At 63.7% G+C, this 20,062-nt stretch carries 19 protein-coding genes and 1 pseudogene; 14 read left to right on the forward strand and 6 right to left on the reverse strand.

Annotated elements, in window-relative coordinates; translation table 11 throughout:
* On the forward strand, positions 1–741 hold a 741-nt coding region (locus AX729_RS27555; protein ID WP_156457241.1), incomplete at its 5' end, for an HAD-IC family P-type ATPase.
* On the forward strand, positions 741–908 hold the full coding sequence (gene ccoS, locus AX729_RS27560; protein ID WP_061027365.1) for a cbb3-type cytochrome oxidase assembly protein CcoS: 168 nt from the start codon (positions 741–743) through the stop codon (positions 906–908). The genes AX729_RS27555 and ccoS, both read left to right, overlap by 1 nt.
* Here ccoS and AX729_RS27565 read toward each other — a convergent pair.
* Together AX729_RS27565 and AX729_RS27570 are read right to left on the reverse strand one after the other, a co-directional pair.
* Positions 905–2,104 (reverse strand): MFS transporter, encoded by a 1,200-nt coding sequence (locus tag AX729_RS27565; RefSeq protein WP_061027427.1) that lies wholly within the window; start codon positions 2,102–2,104, stop codon positions 905–907. The genes ccoS and AX729_RS27565 overlap by 4 nt on opposite strands.
* 248 nt (positions 2,105–2,352) lie before the next feature.
* On the reverse strand, positions 2,353–2,835 hold the full coding sequence (locus tag AX729_RS27570) for a cupin domain-containing protein (RefSeq protein WP_061027366.1): 483 nt from the start codon (positions 2,833–2,835) through the stop codon (positions 2,353–2,355).
* A 235-nt stretch (positions 2,836–3,070) separates the two neighbouring features.
* Here AX729_RS27570 and AX729_RS27575 point away from each other — a divergent pair, with 235 nt between their 5' ends.
* Both AX729_RS27575 and AX729_RS27580 read left to right on the forward strand, forming a co-directional pair.
* A complete protein-coding gene (locus tag AX729_RS27575; protein WP_061027428.1) occupies positions 3,071–3,355 on the forward strand; it encodes a hypothetical protein in 285 nt (94 codons plus the stop codon).
* Positions 3,356–3,436: 81 nt separating this feature from the next.
* Complete coding sequence (locus AX729_RS27580; protein WP_061027367.1) at positions 3,437–4,153, forward strand: peroxiredoxin-like family protein; 717 nt, start codon at positions 3,437–3,439, stop codon at positions 4,151–4,153.
* Positions 4,154–4,395: 242 nt separating this feature from the next.
* On the opposite strand, the gene AX729_RS27585 is transcribed toward AX729_RS27580, so the two are convergent.
* The gene (locus AX729_RS27585) at positions 4,396–5,283 is read right to left on the reverse strand and encodes a LysR family transcriptional regulator (RefSeq protein ID WP_061027368.1); all 888 of its coding nucleotides are present in this window, start codon (positions 5,281–5,283) and stop codon (positions 4,396–4,398) included.
* A gap of 200 nt (positions 5,284–5,483) precedes the next feature.
* On the opposite strand from AX729_RS27585, the gene AX729_RS27590 reads away from it, so the two are divergent.
* Positions 5,484–6,620, forward strand: a complete 1,137-nt coding sequence (locus AX729_RS27590; RefSeq protein ID WP_061027369.1) for a patatin-like phospholipase family protein — start codon at positions 5,484–5,486, stop codon at positions 6,618–6,620.
* A gap of 76 nt (positions 6,621–6,696) precedes the next feature.
* On the forward strand, positions 6,697–7,644 hold the full coding sequence (locus AX729_RS27595; protein ID WP_061027370.1) for an oxygenase MpaB family protein: 948 nt from the start codon (positions 6,697–6,699) through the stop codon (positions 7,642–7,644).
* A gap of 165 nt (positions 7,645–7,809) precedes the next feature.
* On the opposite strand, the pseudogene AX729_RS27600 reads toward AX729_RS27595, so the two are convergent.
* Positions 7,810–8,051 (reverse strand): annotated as a pseudogene (locus tag AX729_RS27600) (glycogen synthase GlgA); the annotation flags it as partial.
* Between the two features lie 47 nt (positions 8,052–8,098).
* Positions 8,099–8,917 (reverse strand): hypothetical protein, encoded by an 819-nt coding sequence (locus tag AX729_RS27605; RefSeq protein ID WP_061027372.1) that lies wholly within the window; start codon positions 8,915–8,917, stop codon positions 8,099–8,101.
* Between the two features lie 81 nt (positions 8,918–8,998).
* Between AX729_RS27605 and AX729_RS40020 the strand changes: the two genes are divergently transcribed.
* Positions 8,999–9,415, forward strand: coding sequence for a hypothetical protein (locus tag AX729_RS40020; RefSeq protein WP_156457242.1), 417 nt, complete (start codon positions 8,999–9,001; stop codon positions 9,413–9,415).
* Positions 9,416–9,442: 27 nt separating this feature from the next.
* Entirely contained in the window at positions 9,443–11,608 is a 2,166-nt protein-coding gene (locus AX729_RS27610; RefSeq protein ID WP_061027373.1) for a KAP family P-loop NTPase fold protein, read from the forward strand.
* Between the two features lie 151 nt (positions 11,609–11,759).
* Here the strand turns inward: AX729_RS27610 and glgA are convergent, their stop codons facing one another.
* On the reverse strand, positions 11,760–13,175 hold the full coding sequence (gene glgA, locus AX729_RS27615) for a glycogen synthase GlgA (protein WP_061027374.1): 1,416 nt from the start codon (positions 13,173–13,175) through the stop codon (positions 11,760–11,762).
* Between the two features lie 185 nt (positions 13,176–13,360).
* Between glgA and AX729_RS27620 the strand changes: the two genes are divergently transcribed.
* The 6 genes from AX729_RS27620 to AX729_RS27645 all read left to right on the forward strand — a co-directional run bounded on the left by AX729_RS27620 (position 13,361) and on the right by AX729_RS27645 (position 19,998).
* The gene (locus AX729_RS27620; RefSeq protein WP_061027375.1) at positions 13,361–14,557 is read left to right on the forward strand and encodes a CaiB/BaiF CoA transferase family protein; all 1,197 of its coding nucleotides are present in this window, start codon (positions 13,361–13,363) and stop codon (positions 14,555–14,557) included.
* Between the two features lie 131 nt (positions 14,558–14,688).
* Positions 14,689–16,224, forward strand: coding sequence for an ABC transporter substrate-binding protein (locus AX729_RS27625; protein ID WP_061027376.1), 1,536 nt, complete (start codon positions 14,689–14,691; stop codon positions 16,222–16,224).
* A 7-nt stretch (positions 16,225–16,231) separates the two neighbouring features.
* Complete coding sequence (locus AX729_RS27630) at positions 16,232–17,182, forward strand: ABC transporter permease (RefSeq protein WP_061027377.1); 951 nt, start codon at positions 16,232–16,234, stop codon at positions 17,180–17,182.
* Entirely contained in the window at positions 17,169–18,041 is an 873-nt protein-coding gene (locus AX729_RS27635) for an ABC transporter permease (RefSeq protein WP_061027378.1), read from the forward strand. Before AX729_RS27630 ends, AX729_RS27635 begins: the two co-directional genes overlap by 14 nt.
* Positions 18,038–19,030 (forward strand): ABC transporter ATP-binding protein, encoded by a 993-nt coding sequence (locus tag AX729_RS27640; RefSeq protein WP_061027379.1) that lies wholly within the window; start codon positions 18,038–18,040, stop codon positions 19,028–19,030. The genes AX729_RS27635 and AX729_RS27640 overlap by 4 nt, the downstream gene beginning before the upstream one ends.
* 11 nt (positions 19,031–19,041) lie before the next feature.
* Positions 19,042–19,998 carry an ABC transporter ATP-binding protein gene (locus AX729_RS27645; RefSeq protein WP_502686925.1) on the forward strand — a complete coding sequence of 319 codons (957 nt, stop codon included), beginning with the start codon at positions 19,042–19,044 and terminating at the stop codon, positions 19,996–19,998.
* Positions 19,999–20,062 lie beyond the last annotated feature (64 nt).

Consider the following 20,062-nt stretch of genomic DNA (forward strand, 5'->3'; position numbering starts at 1 on the left):
GGTGCGAAGTCTCCGATCGTCGGCGCGGTCGAGGAGGCCGGGCATGGCGTCCGCGCAACGGTGGACGGCGTCGAGCTTCGTCTCGGCCGTCCGTCCTTCTGCGATGCCGAGACGCTGGTCGGCGGCACCACGCTCGATCCCGAGGCCTCCGTCGTGGCCTTCAGCAAGGGCAACGAGAAGTTCCTTCTTTCCGTCCGCCAGGGCCTTCGCCCGGATGCGCAGGCCGTGATTGCTGCGCTGAAGGCGCGCGACATCGGTATCGAGATTCTCTCCGGCGACCGCGAGCAGGCGGTGAAGGCGACAGCGCATGCGCTCGGCATTCCCGAATGGCGCGCCGGTGTCACACCGGCCGACAAGATCGCGCGGATCGAGGAATTGAAGCGGCGCGGCGCCAGGGTGCTGATGGTGGGTGACGGCATGAACGACGCGCCTTCGCTGGCGGCAGCCCATGTCTCGATGTCGCCGATCTCGGCCGCGCATCTCAGCCAGGCCACTGCCGATCTCGTCTTCCTGGGCCGGCCGCTGGCGCCCGTCGTCGCCGCCATCGACGCTTCGCGCAAGGCGCTGCGCTTGATGCGGCAGAACCTCTGGCTTGCGATCGGTTACAACGTCCTGGCAGTGCCGGTTGCCATCAGCGGCATCGTGACGCCCCTGATTGCGGCGGCCGCCATGAGCGGATCGTCGATCCTGGTCATGCTGAACTCGCTGCGCGCCCGCAGCGCCTCGCGGGAGATCGTGTGATGGAGATCCTGGTCATCCTGGTCCCGCTGGCTTTGATGCTCGGAGGTGCCGGTCTCGTGGCTTTCCTCTGGTCGCTCAGGAGCGGCCAATACGACGATCTCGACGGCGCCGCCTGGCGCGCCATCGCCGACGATGAGCCGCCGCAGGAAGCGCCGGTCAAGCACTAAGGCCTCAGGCGGCACGCAAGCAAGGCCGCTAACACGAGCGCTGCGCCCACCCCGGCGACGCAAGTCTGCCAGCCGAAGGCATCGAACAGACGGCCGAGCACGGCCGTGCCAATGAGCCCGCCGCAGAAATAGCAGGCGAGATAGGTGCCGCTGGCGACGCCGCGGTTGTCGGCTGCCGCCTGTCCGACAAAGCCGGTCGCCGCCGCCTGTGCGAAGAAGGTCCCGACTGCGACCAGCACCATTCCGATGAGCACTTCGGCGAGCTGCGTCGTCAGCATCAGCGGCAGGCCGATGCCTGCAACGACGAGCGAACCCCAGATCGTTGGACGTGTTCCGAAGCGCGAGGCGACCCGCCCCGCCAGCAGCGTCGTCGCGATCGAGGGCAGGAACACGAGATAGACGAGGCCGAGGTCCATCATGCCGAGCGACAGCGGCGGCCGCACCAGGACGAAATTGACGAAGGTGAAGGTGCCGATGAAGGCAAACAGAATGCAGAAGCCGATGCCATAGGCGGCGCGCAGCGGCGGATTGCGCCAATGCGCGATGCTGGCGGCCAGCGGAGATGCCGCGGGCCTCATCTCGTGCATCGGCGGCATGCGTCCGATGGTGAAATAGACCAACACCGCGCCGGCCAGGTTCAGCGCTGCGAACAGATAGAAATTCCAGGCAAGGCCGAAGCCATCGGCGACAGCCGCCGAGATCAGCCGGCCGACGAGATTGCTGGCGACATTGCCGGTGATGTAGGCGGCAAAGGCACCGCCGGCGTCCATGGCGCTGCATTGCTCGCCGAGATGCGCGAGGGTGAGCGCAAAGGCGGAAGCCATGCAGAGGCCCTGGATGACCCGCAAGGCAGTGAAGACGGCAAGATTTGGCGCGGACGCCAGCAGGCTGGTGGGGATCGCCAGCAGAGCCAGGCTGAGCAGGATGCCGGTTCGCCGGTTGATGTGCGGGCTGAAGAAGCCGACGACCAGCCCGGCGACTGCCATGCCGAAGGTGCTGGCGTTGACCGCAAAGCCCATCGCAGCCGGCGTGACGCCGTAGTGCCGCGTCAGCGAGGGCAGGATCGCCTGCGTCGCGAAGAGGTCGACGACGGTCAGGAATGCGGTGAGGCCGATCACGAGCGAGCGAAGCACGGGACCAGGGGAATGCGCCTCCATCGTCACCGAGCCCGGTTTGATGGCGGAAAGATCGGTCATGGTGTGGCGCTCCTTCATGCCTGAAGTCATTCCGGGTGCGGCTTCGCGACTCGGAATGACGCAGTGCCATCGCATCTCGCGTCTTGTCCGTCCCGAGCGCGCGCCTCGTCCTTCGAGACGACCGCTTCGCGGTCTCCTCAGGATGAGGCTAAGCGAGATTAGCGCCCGCTGAGGCTGCTGCCGCGCACTCCGTCCTCATCCTGAGGAGCCCGCTCAAAGCGGGCGTCTCGAAGGATGGCCGCAGCGAGTTACATGTGATGGTCGTTCGGGTCCTTGCGGACGTCGCCGACATAGAGAATGACGGTCTCCTTGCCGAGGTTCTTCCACCAATGCGAGGTGCCGAACACTTCGGGGCGGATGTCGCCGGCCTTGTGCACGATCGGTTCGGCGCAGTTGGAGGCGTATTCGACTATCTCGCCCTGCTGCACGAAGATCAGGGCGGGGCGATCGTCGTGGCTGTGCCGGGGCACGATGCCGCCGGGCGCGATGGTCAGCTTGCGGAAGCGAAGCTCGCGACCCTCGATATGCGCCGGCTGCTTGCCGAGGTCGATCGCCCCGAGCGTGACGTCGGTGACGCCGACGGCTTTGTGGTCGACCATCTGCTGTGCATTCGGCTTGATCTTGCCGGCCGGGCATTCGCCGGCGACGACCTGCTGCGCCGGAAGCGTCAGTGCGCCGAGGACCGCAAGGCCGGGCCAGACCGCCCGGGATAACGTGCGATGCTTGAACATTGAATTCTCCTGTGTTGGCCGCAACCGCGGTGGTCGCCGGCTGTGGCCGAAGTGTCTTCGAGGCGCTGCTTGTCCTCAAATGCCCTTTCGCTCTCGGTGCGATAGCCCGGGACTATGCCGATAGGCGGCGGCTATCGAACCGATCGTGGATCGGCATTTCCGATCGCGTCGCTTCCATCGTTCGATGGCAAGGCGCCCATTGGCGGGCGTTCACGTCAATCCGGAGGAGCATCCCATGACATCACTGTCCAAGACCCTGATCGCCACCGCCGCGTTTGCGGTCATCGCCACTTCGGCCCTCTCGGAGGCCGCCTGGGATTTCAAGGCCGGCATGGCCTACGTCTATGGCGGACCTGGCAAGATGTCGGCGATGGCGATGGCGCCGGCCGAGAAGAACCACGAGGCCATGATGAAGAACGCGAAGAAGGTGCCGGAGAACACGGTGTTCTTCATGGACAAGGGTACGCTGTACTCCGCCTCGGGGCGGCTGGACCCGACCGGCAATTTCTACGTGAACTGATGACGTGCGCACGACGGCCGCCCCCTTGCGGGCGGCCCGACCGGGCAACTACTATTCGTTCCTCGAACGCCGGAGCAGAAGATGACGTCTCTTGCGGAAGCCGACGCCGAACAGCTCAGGCTTGCCTTTCAGCGCTGCCGCGACATGGACGGAACGCTGAGCGAACAGCTCCGCGCCTATGCCGATGCCAGCCGCAAGGTCTTCCCCGCCTATGGCGAGGCCGTCGATCGCCTGGTCGCGCGATTGAACGGAAACGGCGGTGGCGAGACGGCGCCGCGTCCGGGCGATCCGATGCCGCCGTTCATGCTGCCCGACGAAAGCGGGCGTCTCGTCGCGCTGAACGCGCTGCTGGAGAACGGCCCGGCCGCGGTGATGTTCTTCCGCGGCCATTGGTGTCCCTATTGCCGGCTGAATGTCCGCGCGGTGGTCCAGGCGCTGGATCGCATCAAGGCGATGGGGGCGCAGGTCGTGGCCATCATGCCGGAGATGCAGGAATATACGCGGCAGCTCAAGTCAGATGCCGGCGCGGCGTTTCCGATCCTGACCGATCTCGACAATGGCTATGCGCTGTCGCTCAATCTCGCGATCTGGCTCGGCGCCGAGATTCAGCAATTGTTGTCCCATCAGGATATGGCGAAATTCCACGGCAATGACGGCTGGATGCTGCCGATCCCCGCCGTGTTCGTGGTCGGCCGCGACGGCATCGTCAAAGCCCGCTTCGTCGATCCGGACTTTCGTAAACGCATGGAGATCGACGACCTGATCGCAGCGCTGGCGAGCGCCAGCCGGGAACGCTAGGTCTGCGCGCGGGCTGCTCGTCTTTCTCCCCTTGTTGTCGAACAGATAAATGATGCTCTTGCAAGCAGCGAGATGCATATTGAAGTGCCCTCGCCCCTTGTGGGAGAGGGCGCCGACGCCGGCTGACACGAACTCATTTGGGTGAGGGGTATGCCTCCAAGCTTTCCGTGTGGAGAGATACCCCTCATCCGGCACTTCGCGCCACCTTCTCCCGCAAGGGGAGAAGGAAGGCGCCGTCCGCGCTATCCCGCGATCTCCCGCCAGTCGGCGCCGCGCAGCATGCGCATCACGGCATTGCCGACGGCCGTGCGTTGCCGGCCGGCGACTCCATAAAGGTTGACGGTACGGCGGGCGTCCAGCCCCGTGACTGCGGCGCGCGTCAGCCGCTCCGGCACGGGCGAAGTGTGCGGCACCATGGCGACGCCCATGTCGGCTTCGACCAGCTCGATCAAATCGCGCTCGTTCGAGACCTCGTGGCCGTGCTCGATATCGATGCCGTGTTCGCGCAGGCTGGCGGCGATGCGGCGCGCGTGCTCGCAGAAGGTCCGGCTCAACAGCTGCTCCGATCGCAAATCGTCCAGTTCGATCGAACTGCGGCCGGCCAGCCGGTGTCCGTCGCCGACCACGAGCTCGAAGCTTTCGGTGAACAGCGGCCAGACGTCGAGACGGTCCCAGGCCTCGTCGATCTCGGCCGCGATGCCGAGCTCGGCTTCGCCCTTCTTCAGGAAATCGCCGACCTCCCGGCTGGTGCCGCGCAGGAAGCGAAACTCGAGCCGGTTGAACTGCCGCTTGATCTCGTTGAGGTGCGGAATGAGCAAGGCGAGGTCGATCGAATGTGTCAGCGCAATGCGGAGCGCACCGATCTCGCCGCTCTTGAACGAGGAGGCGAGCGAGCGTGCGCCGACGGCGGCGTCATAGCATTGCTTCAGAAGCGGATGCATGCGCTGACCGAGCTCGGTCAGTTGCGCTGCCGGCCGTTCGCGGCGGAACAGGTCGCCGCCGAGCTCGGCCTCAAGCTGCTTGATCGCGCGCGTCAGCGACGGCTGCGTGACGTTGCATTCCTCGGCCGCGCGCGTGAAATTCAAGAGCTGCGCCACCGCGAGGAAATAGCGGACCTGGTGCATTTCCATGGATCGGCTCCCAGCAAGATCCGCTCAAATCTAGCCGATCGGGGCGGGAAATGACATGTTAGGCACGATAGCGCGGACGTATGGACTCGGAAGCCAAACGGCATTCCAAAAGGCCCCGCGATCTCCTAGAACGATCGGGCGTAACGATACCGCCGCGTCCGACGAAAGCTCGACCGGTGCAGGCTCACCAGGAGCGAACCATGAACGGCATCAAGGGCACAGGTGCGGAAATCCCGGGGCAGGTCGTGCTCGTTCTCCAGGGCGGCGGCGCGCTCGGATCGTACCAGGCAGGCGTCTACCAGGCGCTGCACGAGGCCGGCATAGAGCCGGACTGGGTCATCGGCACCTCGATCGGCGCGATCAATGCGAGCCTGATCGCGGGCAACGCGCCGGCGCAACGGCTCGCGCGCTTGAGGGAGTTCTGGAAGCGGATGGAGCAGCAGCCGGTCTGGGACTGGCGCGCCGCGTTCCCCGGCTTCAACGAGAAGCTGGCCTATTGGTCGACCGTCACCCACGGCATTCCAGGTTTCTTCCGGCCCAATCCGCTGGCGCATGCCGGAGATTCCTTTCCGCTGGGTGCCGATCACGCCGGCTATTATTCGACCGCTCCGCTGGAGAAGACGCTGAGCGAGCTCGTCGATTTCGATCTGGCCAATCGCTGCGCGCCGCGCCTGACCGTTGGTGCGGCTCATGTCGGCACCAGCGAAATGCGCTATTTCGACAGCCGCGACGGTGAGCTGACGGTGAAGCACGTGATGGCTTCGGGCGCACTGCCACCGGCTTTCCCCGCCGTGCGCATCGACGGTGAGCTCTATTGGGACGGAGGCATCCTGTCGAACACGCCGACGGAAGCGGTGTTCGACGACAATCCACGCAGGGATTCGCTGATCTTCTCCGTGCATCTGTGGAATCCCGTCGGGCCCGAACCGACCACGATGGCGGAGGTGCTGAACCGGCACAAGGACGTGCAATATTCCAGCCGTATCGCGAGCCAGATCGTGCGGCAGCAGCAGGCCCATCGCCTGCGCCATGTGATCAACCAGCTCGCGGCGCGGCTACCCGAGAGCGAGCGCAACGATCCCGCCGTGCGTGAGCTGACGAGCTACGGTTGCCCGACCCGTATGCATGTGGTGCGGCTGCTGACACCGCAGCTCGAGCGCGAGACCCACACCAAGGATATCGATTTCAGTCCGTCCGGGATCACGCGGCGGTGGCATGCTGGCTATGCCCATACGAAGGCGGTGCTGGCGCGCAAGCCGTGGATCGGCGAATTCGATCCGCTCGCCGGCGTGGTGCTGCACGAGCATATGGACGAGATGCCGATGGCGGCGGAGTAGGGACCGCGTCCCTCTTCATCGAATTGCCACAGGCCTCCCGGATCGTTCATCGTCCGCCACAGTCCAGGGCCGTACAATGGTGTCCGGGAATGATCTCGAAGCCGCTCTCGATCAGGTCCGTGCTCATGCGGCAGGACCGGTTGCCGGCGTGTTCGGCCCGGGCTCGGTGACGTGGCGGATCGACCGTGAGGCCGTGATATTTCTTGGCGCCGGTCGCGCGCTATTGCTGCAATTGGCTCACCCCTGGGTCGCCGCGGCGATCGCCGAGCATTCCAGGACCTTGGCCGATCCGATCGGGCGCTTCCATCGCACCTTCGGCATCGTCTTCGCCATGGTGTTCGGCTCGCTCGATGGGGCGCTGTCGTCGTCGCGGCAATTGCACCGGCGGCATGACATGATCGTCGGCGAGATGCCCGAGACCGTCGGCCCGTTCGCGGCAGGCTCACGCTATTGCGCCAATGACATCCCGTCGCTGCGCTGGGTCCACGCCACGCTGGTCGAGACCGCGTTGATGGCGCACGACCTCGTTCTGGCACCGCTCTCGGCGGAAGAGCGCGAGCGCTACTGGGCCGAGAGCCGGATGTACGGTGCGCTGTTCGGGCTGACGGCGGATGATCTGCCCGCGGACTGGACCGGCTTTGCCGCCTACACCGCGGAGATGACGCAGTCGGAGACGCTGACGGTCAGCACGGCGGCACGCGAGATCGCCACGCAGATTTTCACGGGGGCGCGTCCCTGGTTGCGGCCACCGCGATGGTATCGCGCGCTCACGGCGAGGATGCTGCCCGAGCGCTTGCGCGCAGGCTTTGGTTTCGAGCTTGACGCGCGGGATATCCGGTCCGCGGACAATGCACTGCGATGGATCAGGCGCGTCTATCCGAAATTGCCGGATCGTCTGCGCTATGTCGGCCCCTACCAGGAAGCGCAGGCGCGGCTGCGGGGCGAACCGCAGCCCGACTGGATGACCCGCTGCCTCAACAGGGCCTGGATCGGACGGCCGCAGATGGAGGGGCGCGGGAAGTAGAGTCTTGGAAGTCGGTTGTCCGTGCAGTTGACGGCCCGCCGTCATTCCTCGGTCATTCCGGGGCGCGCGCAGCGCGAGCCCGGAATCCATTTCTCGGAGCATTCCGGCGGCACGATGGATTCCGGGCTCGCGCCAAGCGGCGCGCCCCGGAATGACAGCAGCGCCTCACACCGACGCCAGCTTGCGGTACAGTGCGCTGTAGCTGCCGGCCGAGATGTTTTCCAGGAGAACGATCGTCCCATGGCGCTGCGGCGCATGGTGTCGAGCTGGTCGTGCGCCATGAAGGCCGAGAAGGCCCGGCGGACGCCGCCGAGGAAAGATTCGCGCGAAGGTTTGGAGAACAGGAAGCCGGTCTCCCCGTCGGTGATCGTCTCGGCGAGGCCGCCGGTCTGGTGCCCGATCGGCAGCATGATCCTAAGTCGATGCCCGTTGTATTCAATCTCTTCAGCGCCGCTCATCCCGCTCTTTCTATCGAGGAGGACGTGAGGCTTCGGCCCTTTGGCAGCCTCTGCGCCAACATCGTACCGAACTGGTGACAAGCAAATGCAATGTCGTCGAAGTCGATCGCACTTATCGTGAGCCTCTCGCCTAACCTGAAGATGCGCTCGCGAACATCCAGTCGAAAAGAGAGTTCCGTTCGCGCTTCCACATAGAAGTTCTCGTACAGTTCGACTTCTTCACCATCCTTCATCACGAAGAATTTCATGCGTGGAAAGCGAAGTTTCAACACCCCATCGGCATCGACATCTCGAGTTCCGACTTGTCCATCGGCGTGCTCAAGGCAGTTTCGGGCATTCTGCATCGATTGATAAGCCTCGGCGAACGCTAGAGGTTCGTCTAAGCGCTTGTTCACCGAAGCAAGAAGATCTGGAAATTTCATCTTTCGAGCCCGCCGAAAAGGCTCCAGTACAGCGGCGATCGTTGAATCCGTCTCGGCTCGCAAACGTTCTGTGGACAATAGCTCAATGAAGAAATGCGCCTCCCGGAGTGAGGTCATGACTCCTCTCATTAAATCCTGGAAGCACCTGGCCAGCAGCCAGTTTTCGTGAAGGGCGCGCCTCTGCTCGGCAGTAATTTCGGGCCGGCCCGTAATCCGAAATCGTAAGAATGCAGTCCGAGCTTCTGGTGGAGGCCTGGAGAGGTCAGTCTTCGATAGTGCGTCGAAATACAAGTCGACGATCTCTTTGCAGACGAGTGCAGCTCTTTGCGCGGGAGCAGCGACGCCGTCCGGGTGAAGCGCGAGAGTGATTGTGGGTGGTTCAGCCTCGGTCATATCGATTTCATGAGTAATTAGGCAAACGATGGGTCCTGCGACCAAATGGACAGGTCGGCCCAAATCCCATTGATATAGTGAATGGCCTTCCCCTCACAGGCATTGAACCGCAACCTTAGAGAGAGCGCAAGTCAGGACGCATCAATAGAGCTTTCTCCTCCAACTATGCTGCGCTATGCTTCGCAGGCAAATTGGCAAGGATATTGGCCGGGCAGAATGAAAGCTCAAGATCGCGGACCTTACTCGGAAAAGGAAGCGGAGATCGCGCGCTTAAAGCGCCTGCACCGGAGGTTGGGGGGCGAGACCATCGATGTTAAAGGGTATCGCTTTCGGAAGGCGGCCGATCGTGAAGGCGCTGCCGGCAATCCGTCCTGCCTCGTCTGCTTACAGAAAGACCGCTTACTCTTTGAGACGACCGATACGCAATTGTCCGGTAGGCCCCTGCGGCGTCCAAGCTGTTCTGCTTTTTACTCCAACGTTCCTAATTTTACAGATTAGCAAACAGCACGGATCCTCTTTGAGTGCATGACGGAATCGAGCCACTCTCATAACGACAGGCCAATTGCCGATCCGGCACAGGACAGGTTCGGTATTGATCCATTTGCGCAAGCATTGGCCAAGAGTATCCGCGGGATTAAGTCCCCGGAAGGGACTGTGATCGCACTGAATGGCCCGTGGGGATCCGGTAAGAGTAGCGCAGTGAACCTGGTGCTCCATCATCTCAAGGACGCCACTGACAAAGAGGAATTAACGGTTGTCAATTTTGCGTGCTGGTGGTTTCGAGGTGAAGAAGCCCTCGCTCTTGCGTTCTTCCGTGAACTCTACGCCGGGATAGGCCCGACCCTCGGAGACAAATTCAAGAAGGCGCTCCCAAAGATCGGAGCGCGCCTCTTGAAGGCTGGGTCGGTTGTCAGCGCCGGATCAGACCTTGCCGGAGTTACGGCTGGTGTTGGCAACCTAGCGTCGAGCGCGATGTCATGGGTCGCCGACTTTATCAAGACGGATGACACGGTCGAGAAGCTACAAGGGGAGCTTACCAGGGCACTTGCTGAGCAAGATAAGCGATTTCTGATCGTGATCGACGATATCGACCGACTCGCGCCTGACGAAGCGTTGCTCATCTTTCGCCTCGTCAAGTCGGTTGGGCGGCTTCCAAACGTCGTTTATCTTTTGGTGTTCGACCGCGAGTTAGCAGAGGCGATTGTTTCTGAGCGTTATCCGTCGGAAGGGCCGCACTATTTGGAGAAGATCATTCAGGCAGGCTTCGACATTCCTCGTCCTCGTCAAGTTGACCTCAATAACGAGTTGCTGCGACAGATTTGGGCTATCTGCGGCTCGCCTCCTGAAGAGGCAATTGTGCGTTTTATGAACATCTTCTATGAGGTTATTGCGCCTGAGATTACCACGCCCCGTGACCTCATTAGGATCACCAACGCTCTTTCCGTTACATGGCCCGCTGTAGGCGGCGAGGTTGATCGCGCCGATTTTGTCGGCATGGAAATACTCCGTCTGTTTCGGCCATCGTTGTATCGAAATCTGCGCTCCAGCAAGGATCATCTATGCGGGACGGGCGACAGGTATGGCCGCTCTGGTCGCGACAGTGAAGGCGAGATGAACATGCGGTTCCTCGACGCCGTGCCAGAAAAGGATAAAGAGCGTGTGAAGCGGTCGTTGATGCGACTGTTTCCGAGACTTGAATCAACCTGGAGTAACCTGAGCTATGGAGGAGACTCTGCTACGAAGTGGAGCCGCGACCGCTTGGTTTGCGCCGAAGATCACTTTGACTCGTATTTCCGCTTCTCGATCGGCGATGAGGTTCTATCGCGGGCGGAGCTAGACGAACTCATTTCCAAGGCCTCAAACGAGACTTTCGTGAAATCGTCAATGCGCGCCGCGCTTGGCGTCATAAGGCGTGATGGCAGCACCAAGGCTAAGTTGATCTTGGATGAATTGAACCTGCATGCCACGAGAGTTGCAGAAAGCGATGTCGGTCCGCTGTTGAAAGTTCTCTTTGAGATCGCCAACGAGCTAGACGTTGAATCTGATAAGGAGCACGGATTTTCGTTCGGCGACAACGAGATACGCATTCACTGGCTTCTGCGAAGCCTCACGCGAGGCCGATTCGACCTTACAGCACGCTCGAAGTTGTTCGTGGCGGCCAGCAGGACGGCAGACTTGACGTGGTTTGTCGATTTCGCGAGGTCAGCATACAACGATTATCACCCACGAGAGGGCAAACAGCCGTCCGCGGAAGCGGATTGCCTGACCACAAGGTCAGATGCTGAGACTTTGAATGCTCTCGCATTGAAACGCATCCGCGCCGCAAGCAAGTCAACTGAATTGGCATCGTCAAAGCGCCTTGCGTATCTCATGTTTCGCTGGCGCGATCTCGCCGCTGATGAGGGGCTAGAGGTCAAGAAGTGGGCGAACACGCAAATGAAACTCGACGCCATGATTGCCGTCTTTGCCAAGGCTTTTACGTCTGACTCGTGGTCGCAAAGCTTCGGCGATATAGTGGCCAAGCGAAATATCAACGCGAACGTGGACTCGCTGGACAAGGTGCTCAATCGCGAACAACTTCGCAAGCGCGTCGAGGAGGTGGCGGCCAAAGGGGGCGCAGACGAAGCCGCAAGAGCAGTGTCCGAATTTCTGATTGCTTGGAAGAAGAGGGATGCGGGTGACAATGACTGAAGTGGCGACCTCGGCTTCCCTGGGTGCGAACGGGAAGATCGAAGATGGGCGTGATGTCCGTGGGGTGCCTAGGTAAGCATAAGTCTGTGCCTGCGCGCTTGACCCACAGCGTAGTGCGTCGGCCAGTGGCTCTGTTGCGCAGTCCGTCGCTCTAGACCGACGCCAGCTTGCGGTACAGTGCGCTGTAGCTGCCGGCCGAGATGTTCCAGGAGAACGATCGTCCCATGGCGCTGCGGCGCATGGTGTCGAGCTGGTCGTGCGCCATGAAGGCCGAGAAGGCCCGGCGGACGCCGCCGAGGAAAGATTCGCGCGAGGGTTTGGAGAACAGGAAGCCGGTCTCGCCGTCGGTAATCGTCTCGGCGAGGCCGCCGGTCTGGTGCCCGATCGGCAGCGAGCCGAAGCGCTGGGCATACATCTGGCTGAGGCCGCACGGCTCGAAGCGCGACGGCATCAGCGTGAAGTCGCTGCCGGCGAAGATGCGGCGAGCCTGGGCCTCGTTGAAGCCGATCGCGACGCCGATGGCGTCGGGGCGGCGGCGATGCGCCTCGATCAGGGCCTGCTCGAGTGCCGGCTCGCCAGAGCCGGTGACCACGATCTGCCCGCCGGCGTCGACGATCTCGTCCGCCGCCGAAAGCACGAGGTCGATGCCCTTCTGGTGCACGAGTCGCGCGACGATGCCGAACATGGGGCCGCGCGAGACCGCAAGCCCGAACTGCTTGCGCACATAATCCGCATTGGCCCGCTTGCCGGCCCAGTCGCCGGCGCCGAACTGCTGGGCGAGCTGGGCGCAGGAGCGCGGGTCCCAGCTCTCGTCGATGCCGTTGAGGATGCCGGTGAGCTCGGCCGCATCCGAGCGCAGGCGGAGCAGGCCTTCCAGGCCACAGCCGAATTCGGCCGTGGTGATCTCGCGCGCATAGGTGCCGCTGACGGTGGTGAGGTGCGAGGCGTAGACGAGGCCCGCCTTGAGGAAGGAGACCTGGTCGTAGAATTCGACGCCGTCGATGTGGAAGGAGCTCTCGGGGGCGCCGATCCGCCGCAGCGCGTCCTTCGGGAAGAGGCCCTGATAGGCGAGGTTGTGAATGGTCAGGATCGACGGCAGCTTGGCGCCGCGCCAAGCGAGATAGGCCGGTACGAGCGAGGCCGGCCAGTCATTGGCATGGATCAGGTCCGCTGCCCAATTCGTGTCCAACGTGCCCATTGCGAGCTCAGCCGCCGCCGAGGCAAAGCGCGCGAAGCGGATGTCGTTGTCCGGCCAGTCGCGCCCGGACTCGTCGCCATAGGGGTTGCCTGGCCGGTCGTAGAGCTGTGAGCACAACAGCACATAGACGGGCAGGCCGTCCTTGGTCGCAGCCCGGCCGAGCGAGCAGGCCGGCATTTCCGCGAATGCAGGACAGCGGCCGACGATCTGGATATGCGTGAGTTGCTCGATGATGTCGCGATAGCCGGGCAGCATGATCCGGATATCGGCGAAGGATCGAAGTGCACGGGGAAGGGCGGCGGAAACGGCGCCCAGTCCACCGACGCGGACGAAGTCGTCCATCTCTGTAGTGACGAACAAGACCCTCAAGAACAGCCGCCCTCTTCCGATCCCGTTCACTGCTATGCAAGAACGGGTCCAGTTTCCTGGAATTCCCAAGCCCGCCCATGCGGTGCGCCTGTTCGGTAAATACTTTCCTACTCAGCCGCCGCCCTCTAGGGTCGCCGCTTCAACAAGAAAGAACATTGAAGGTTCCAAAGGGTGGGGCTTCAAGCATGCAGCTAGCAGATGAGCATCACGACACGACGACAAAGGCCTTCGCGGGCCTGCGGGTCCTGGATTTTTCGACCACGATCGCCGGTCCCCATTGCACGCGGATACTCGCCGACATGGGCGCCGAGGTCATCAAGATCGAGACCGACGGCGGGGAGACGATGCGGACCCGGCCTCCCTTGCGCAAGGGATGCAGCACCGTGTTCGGCCAGCTCAATGTCGGCAAGAAGAGCGTGGTCCTCGACCTCAAGTCCGAGCATGGCCAGGAGGCGGTGCGCCGGCTGGCCGCGACGGCCGACATCCTCGTGGAGAACTTCCGCCCTGGCGTGATGCACCGGCTGCGGCTCGACTATGACAGGCTGCGCCCGGTCAACCCGAGGCTGATCTACTGCTCGATCTCCGGCTACGGCCAGACCGGCCCCTCGGCCGAGTTGCCGGCCTACGCCCCGGTGATCCATGCGGCTTCCGGCTACGACATGGCGCATCTCGCCTACCAGCCGGGCCGCAACCGTCCCGACTATTGCGGCATCTACCAGGCCGACGTCGTCACCGGCACCTACGGCTTCGGGGCCATCGCTTCCGCCCTCTATCAACGGACGGTCACCGGGCTCGGTCAGCACATCGACGTCTCCATGCTGGAATCCATGCTGACCTTGACCGTCATCGAACTTCAGAACTCACAATTCGCCGTGAAGCCGCCGCCACGTCCGATGTTCGGCCCGACGGAGACGGGAAACGGCTATGTCATGATCACGATCGCCAGCGAGAAGACGTTTCAGGGCTTGATGGGGGTGATCGGCCGGCCCGAATGGATCTCCGATCCACGCTTTTCCACCTACGCGGCGCGCCGCGAGAACTGGGCGGACCTGATGGACGACGTCGAAGTCTGGTCGCGTCAGCTCACGACCGATGCATGCCTCCTCGCGCTTGGTGCCGCCGGGGTGCCGGCCTCGGCCTATCGCACCGTGTCCGAGGCGCTGGCCGATCCGCAACTGGCGCATCGGCAGGCGCTCTCCGAGGTGCGGGACGAGGGTGGCTCCTTCCGGGTGCTCAACGTGCCGTTCCGGATGTCCGGCGCCGATACGGCGCCGGGCAAGACGATAGCCGTACTTGGCGAGCATACGGATGCGCTCCGCGACGAGATCGGCCTCGCCAGCGATGCGGCAATTCCGACAGGCAAAACAGCTGCGACAGGCTGAGCAGCATTGCGCCGCCGCATGCGGAGGTTGAAACTTCCCCTGCGTGCCTCTTGCCGCGGCCCGCTTTTGTGGTCAATCTCGCCCGGTCATTCAACGATCCGAAACATCGGACGAGGGATCCGGGAGGGACCATGACGAACGCGGCTGCAGCGGCGCGCAAGCGCGCACCGATTTTCCTTGTCGCGGCATTTGCTCTGGCTGCGCCGGCGCAGGCGCAGAAGCCGGGCGGGAGCATCACCGTCGGCCAGGAGCTGGAGATTTCAGGCTTTGACCCGCTCAAGGTCGGCGTCTACGACACCTCCACCTTCACCGCCGCGGCCGCGATCTTCGACACGCTGACGACGCTCGACGACAAGGGCGAGGCCGCGCCAAAGCTCGCGGTGTCCTGGACCCATTCCGACGATTACAAGAGCTGGACCTTCAAGCTGCGCCAGGGCGTGAAGTTTCACGACGGCACGCCCTTCAATGCGCAGGCCTTCAAGGAGAATTTCGACCGGCAGAAGGACCCTGCCAACAAGTGCCGCTGCGCCTTCTACATCACCAACGTCAAGGAAGTGCTGGCCCCCGACGAATACACCCTCGTCTACAACCTCACCGACCCCGCGGTGAACCTGCCGGCGGTGATCAGCATCCAGAGCCAGAACAATGTGGTGCATTCTCCGACGGCCTGGAAGACCAAGGGCGACGACTACAACCGCAATCCCGTCGGCACCGGTCCCTACGTTCTGAAATCCTGGACCGCCGGCGACCGCATGGTGCTGGAGAAGAATCCCAATTACTGGGACAAGGGCCGTCCCTATCTCGATCGCATCATCCTGAAGCCGCTCCCGGACGCGCAGTCGCGCTTCGCCTCGCTGCAATCCGGCGAGGCCGACATCATCTGGGACGACGAGAACGACGCCGACAACATCATGAAGGCGCAGAAGGACCCCAAGCTCACCGTGCACACCTACAAGGGCTCGGGCGCGGCGGTCTACGCCTTCAACACCAAGGTCGCTCCATTCGACGACGTCCGCGTGCGACAGGCGCTGGTAATGGCGATCGACCGTCCGAAAATGTCGCAGGCCATCAGCAACGGTCTGAGCCGGCCGGCGACCAATCCCTATGGCGACGGCTCCTGGGTCAAGTGCAAGGACGACGGTGCGCTGCCCTTCGACGTCGAGAAGGCCAAGGCGCTGATCAAGGATTACGGCAAGCCGGTCGAGTTCAAGATGCTGGTGACCGCGACGCCGCGCGGCCGCATGGTCGGCCAAGTGCTGCAGCAATTCTGGAAGCGCGTCGGTGCCAACATGGAGATCGAGCAGGTTGACCAGGCCACCATTCCGTCGCGCGCCTTCACCCGCCAATTCCAGCTGACGCCGTGGCGCATCGTCGATCTGGCCGATCCCGATCCGCAGATGTACGCGAACTTCCGCAGCGGCAGCCCGCTGGCGCTCGCCGGATTCTCGAATCCCGAGCTCGACAGGCTTCTCGACCACGCTCGCGTCACCGCCGATCCGCGCCAGCGCATCGAAGACTATTGCGCGATCAGCCGGCTGATCAACAAGGAGGCGATCTGGTTCTGGACGTTCCAGAACACCTATTACGCGCTGTCGAGCGCCAGGCTGAAGGGCTTTCCGAAAATCTACAACGGCGTGATCGACGTCTCGAGCACCTGGCTGGAATGACCGCGCGATGCTGAACTTCGTCGTTCGGCGGCTCCTTGCCATCCTGCCGGTTCTGCTTGCCGTCTCCCTGCTGACCTTCCTGATCGCTTCGCTGCTGCCGGGCGATCTCGCTTTGGTCATCCTCGGCGATCAGGCGACGCCGGAGAATGTTGCGGCGCTGCGACGCGACATGGGGCTCGATCAGCCGCTGTGGTGGCGTTACCTGAGCTGGCTCGGTCATGTGCTGCAGGGCGATCTCGGCCGCTCGTTTCGCACCGGTCAGACGGTGCTCCAGGCGGTCGCCGAGCGCATTCCGGTTTCGCTCCAGCTGATGCTGATGGCGGAGTTGATCGGGCTCTTGATCGGCGTGCCGCTCGCGATCGCCTGTGCCGCGCGCGCCGGCGGCGCGTTCGACCGCTTCATGACCGGCGGCGCCTTCGCCATGTTGTCGATGCCGTCTTTCCTGACCGCGATCCTCTTGATCTACCTGTTCGCGGTCGAGCTGCGCTGGCTGCCGGCGACCGGCTATGTGCCGTTCACCGAGGCGCCGCTGGCGAATTTGCGCTTCTTCGTCCTGCCGGCGCTGACATTGGCGCTGGCGGAATGGCCGGGCATCATGCGGGTCCTGCGCTCCGACATGATCGCGACCTTGCAGGAGGACTATATCGCGCTGGCCAAGGCCAAAGGCCTCAAGCCATCGCGCATCCTGTTCGTGCATGCGCTCAAGCCTTCGTCGCTGACGCTGGTGACGGTGACAGGCATCAATATCGGGCGCCTGCTCGGCGGCACGCTGATCGTGGAATCGATCTTCGCACTGCCCGGTATCGGCCGGCTGCTGGTCGGCGCGATCTACACCCGCGACCTCGTCATCCTCCAGGGCGTGGTGCTGCTGGTCGCCTGCGGCTTCGTCATCGTGAACTTCATCGTCGACATGCTCTACGCCGTGCTCGATCCGAGGATCCGCCATGGCCACGCTTGAGCTGTCAATTCAGGACGAGGCAGCGTCCGCGCCCGTTCGCGGCAAGCGCAAGCTCGGCTTCCTGTTCTGGCTCGCGAGCGGCTGGGTCGCGATCATCCTGGCGCTCGCAATCCTCGCTCCGCTGCTGCCGCTCCAGAACCCTGTAGACATGGACATGCTGGAGCGCCGCGCCGCGTTCTCTTGGGAGCACTGGCTCGGCACCGATAGCCTGGGCCGCGATGAGCTCGCCCGCCTGATTTTTGGCGCCCGCGTATCGCTGACCGTCGGTCTGATCGCGCCGATGATCGGCCTCATCGTCGGCGGCGCGCTCGGGCTGCTCGCCGGCTATTTCCGCGGCCGGTTCGAGACGCTGGTGGTCGGCAGCATGGACGTTCTGCTCGCCTTTCCGCCGCTGATCTTCGCGCTCGCCGTGACGGCCTATCTCGGCCAATCGGTCCCCAATCTCACCTTGATCCTCGGCGTGCTCGGCATCCCTGCCTTCATGCGCGTGGCGCGGGCGGCGACGTTGACGCTGGCGCGGCGCGAGTTCGTGATCGCGGCGGAGGCGTTGGGTGCCAGCCATGCGCGCATCCTCTTGCGCGAGCTGCTGCCGAACGTGACCCTGCCGCTGCTCGCCTTCTTCCTGCTCGGCGTTGCCGTCACCATCGTGGTCGAGGGGGCACTGTCCTTTCTCGGCCTCGGTGTGCCGCCACCGATGGCGAGCTGGGGCAGCATGATCGGGGAGGGACGCGACAGCCTCGACGTCGCGCCGCGGCTCGCCTTCCTGCCGGCGGCCGCGCTGTTCCTGACCGTGCTGGCCTTCAACCTCGTCGGCGACACCTTGCGGGCGCTGACGGATCCGCGTCAGGGGGCGCTGTGAGCGCACCGCTGTTGACCATCGAGGATGTCGCGGTCGAGCTGCCGACCCCGCGAGGCAATTTGCGCGCCGTCGATCATGTCGACCTGACGCTGGACGCCGGCCGCACGCTCGGCATCGTCGGCGAATCCGGTTGCGGCAAGACCATGCTGTCGCGCGCGGTGCTTCAGCTGCTGCCGAAAAAGGCAAGGCTCACCGGCCGCGTGATGTTCGACGGCGAGGATCTGGTGCGGCTCGATGCGGAACGCTTGCGGCGCTTGCGCGGGCGCGATCTCGCGGTCGTGTTCCAGGATCCCATGACGTCGCTCAATCCGGTGCTGACCATCGGCACCCAATTGATGGAGACGATCCAGGAGCATCTCGAGCTCGACGCGCCGGCGGCGCGAAAGCGCAGCATTGAGCTGCTCGCTGCCGTCGGCATCCCGGCGCCGGAGCAGCGGCTCGCGCAATATCCGCATCAATGTTCCGGCGGCATGCGCCAGCGCATAGCAATTGCGATCGCGCTGTCTTGCGAGCCGAAACTGCTGATCGCGGACGAGCCGACGACGGCGCTCGACGTCACCATCCAGGCGCAGATTCTCGATCTGCTGGCGCGAGAGCAGCGCCGCCGCCACATGGCGATGATCATCATCACCCACGACCTCGGCGTCGTCGCCGGCCGTGCCGACGAGGTCGCCGTGATGTATGCGGGCCGTGTGGTGGAGCGCGCACCGACGCATGCGTTGTTCAAGCGTATGCACATGCCCTACACCGAGGCTCTGCTGGCGGCGATCCCGAAGCTGGAGACGGCACCGCATACTCCGCTGCCCGCCATCTCCGGCCGCCCACCCGATCCGACGCGACCGATGAAGGGCTGCTCCTTTGCGCCGCGCTGCCGCTATGTCGGGGAGCGCTGCCATGAGGGCAAGCCCGAGCTGAAGAGCGCCGAGATGCCCGGGCATCTCTATGCCTGCTTCCATCCGATCCGGATGGCCGAGGGAATCGGCGCATGATGCAGCTTGCCGTGCGGCCCGAGCCGCTTCTGAATGTCGAGGATCTCGTCGTCGAATATGGTCTCGGCAACAAAACGGTGCACGCCGTCTCCGGCGTCAGCCTTCAGGTCGCGCGCGGCGAGACATTGGGGCTGGTCGGCGAGTCCGGGTGCGGCAAGTCGACGCTGGGACGTGCGATCCTGCAATTGCGTCGCGCCAAATCCGGCCGTGTGCTGTTCGATGGCGAGGATCTCACGGCCATGAAGGGCGAGTTGCTGCGGAGAATGCGGCGCCGCGTCCAGCTGATCTTCCAGGACCCGATTGCGTCCCTCAATCCGCGCCGCCGCATCGGCGACATCGTGGCCGAGCCGCTGATCATCGCCGGCGTCAAGGATATCGCCGAGCGGAAGCGGCGCGTGCGCGAGGTGCTCTCTGCGGTCGGGCTCGACCCTGATATCGTGGCGGGTCGCCTGCCGCATGAATTCTCCGGCGGGCAGTGCCAGCGCATCTGCATTGCACGTGCGCTCGTGCTCGATCCGGAGTTCATCGTCTGCGACGAGCCGGTCTCGGCGCTTGACGTCTCCATTCGTGCGCAGATCCTCAATCTGCTGGAGGAGATGAAGGCGCGCTTCGGCCTGACCCTTCTGTTCATCGCGCATGATCTCGCAGTGGTCAAAGCGGTCAGCGACCGCGTCGCGGTGATGTATCTCGGCCGGCTCTGCGAGGTCGGGCCGTCCGAGCAATTGTTCGCGAGGCCAGCGCACCCTTATACCGGGCTGTTGTTGCAGGCGATCCCGGTGCCCGATCCGGACGTTCGTCCCGCCGAAAGCGTGGCGCCCGGCGAGCCGCCATCGCCGATTGCACCGCCGTCCGGTTGCCGCTTCCGCACCCGCTGCCCGCGCGCGGATCAGCGATGCAGCGCGGAGATACCGGAGTTGCGCGAGGTCACAATCGGCCGGTTCGCGGCTTGCCACCATCCGCTGGCCTGAACTAAGACCCTTCCCGGGTTTGTCTCGCCTCGCCGGCCATGGCATGGTGCGGGACAACGAGAAA

Source organism: Bradyrhizobium sp. CCH5-F6 (assembly GCF_001556045.1).
In the GTDB taxonomy this organism is placed as follows: domain Bacteria; phylum Pseudomonadota; class Alphaproteobacteria; order Rhizobiales; family Xanthobacteraceae; genus Bradyrhizobium.

What these genes read in the sequence shown, in the direction of transcription:
- AX729_RS40020 (WP_156457242.1), top strand. Translation starts at nt 8,999, where the DNA reads ATGGCCTTCCCCTCACAGGCATTGAACCGCAACCTTAGAGAGAGCGCA.
- AX729_RS27605 (WP_061027372.1), bottom strand. Translation starts at nt 8,917, where the DNA reads ATGACCGAGGCTGAACCACCCACAATCACTCTCGCGCTTCACCCGGAC.
- AX729_RS27635 (WP_061027378.1), top strand. Translation starts at nt 17,169, where the DNA reads ATGGCCACGCTTGAGCTGTCAATTCAGGACGAGGCAGCGTCCGCGCCC.
- AX729_RS27590 (WP_061027369.1), top strand. Translation starts at nt 5,484, where the DNA reads ATGAACGGCATCAAGGGCACAGGTGCGGAAATCCCGGGGCAGGTCGTG.
- AX729_RS27585 (WP_061027368.1), bottom strand. Translation starts at nt 5,283, where the DNA reads ATGGAAATGCACCAGGTCCGCTATTTCCTCGCGGTGGCGCAGCTCTTG.
- AX729_RS27595 (WP_061027370.1), top strand. Translation starts at nt 6,697, where the DNA reads ATGGTGTCCGGGAATGATCTCGAAGCCGCTCTCGATCAGGTCCGTGCT.
- AX729_RS27580 (WP_061027367.1), top strand. Translation starts at nt 3,437, where the DNA reads ATGACGTCTCTTGCGGAAGCCGACGCCGAACAGCTCAGGCTTGCCTTT.
- AX729_RS27630 (WP_061027377.1), top strand. Translation starts at nt 16,232, where the DNA reads ATGCTGAACTTCGTCGTTCGGCGGCTCCTTGCCATCCTGCCGGTTCTG.
- AX729_RS27620 (WP_061027375.1), top strand. Translation starts at nt 13,361, where the DNA reads ATGCAGCTAGCAGATGAGCATCACGACACGACGACAAAGGCCTTCGCG.
- AX729_RS27565 (WP_061027427.1), bottom strand. Translation starts at nt 2,104, where the DNA reads ATGACCGATCTTTCCGCCATCAAACCGGGCTCGGTGACGATGGAGGCG.
- AX729_RS27625 (WP_061027376.1), top strand. Translation starts at nt 14,689, where the DNA reads ATGACGAACGCGGCTGCAGCGGCGCGCAAGCGCGCACCGATTTTCCTT.
- ccoS (WP_061027365.1), top strand. Translation starts at nt 741, where the DNA reads ATGGAGATCCTGGTCATCCTGGTCCCGCTGGCTTTGATGCTCGGAGGT.
- AX729_RS27575 (WP_061027428.1), top strand. Translation starts at nt 3,071, where the DNA reads ATGACATCACTGTCCAAGACCCTGATCGCCACCGCCGCGTTTGCGGTC.
- AX729_RS27570 (WP_061027366.1), bottom strand. Translation starts at nt 2,835, where the DNA reads ATGTTCAAGCATCGCACGTTATCCCGGGCGGTCTGGCCCGGCCTTGCG.
- AX729_RS27610 (WP_061027373.1), top strand. Translation starts at nt 9,443, where the DNA reads ATGACGGAATCGAGCCACTCTCATAACGACAGGCCAATTGCCGATCCG.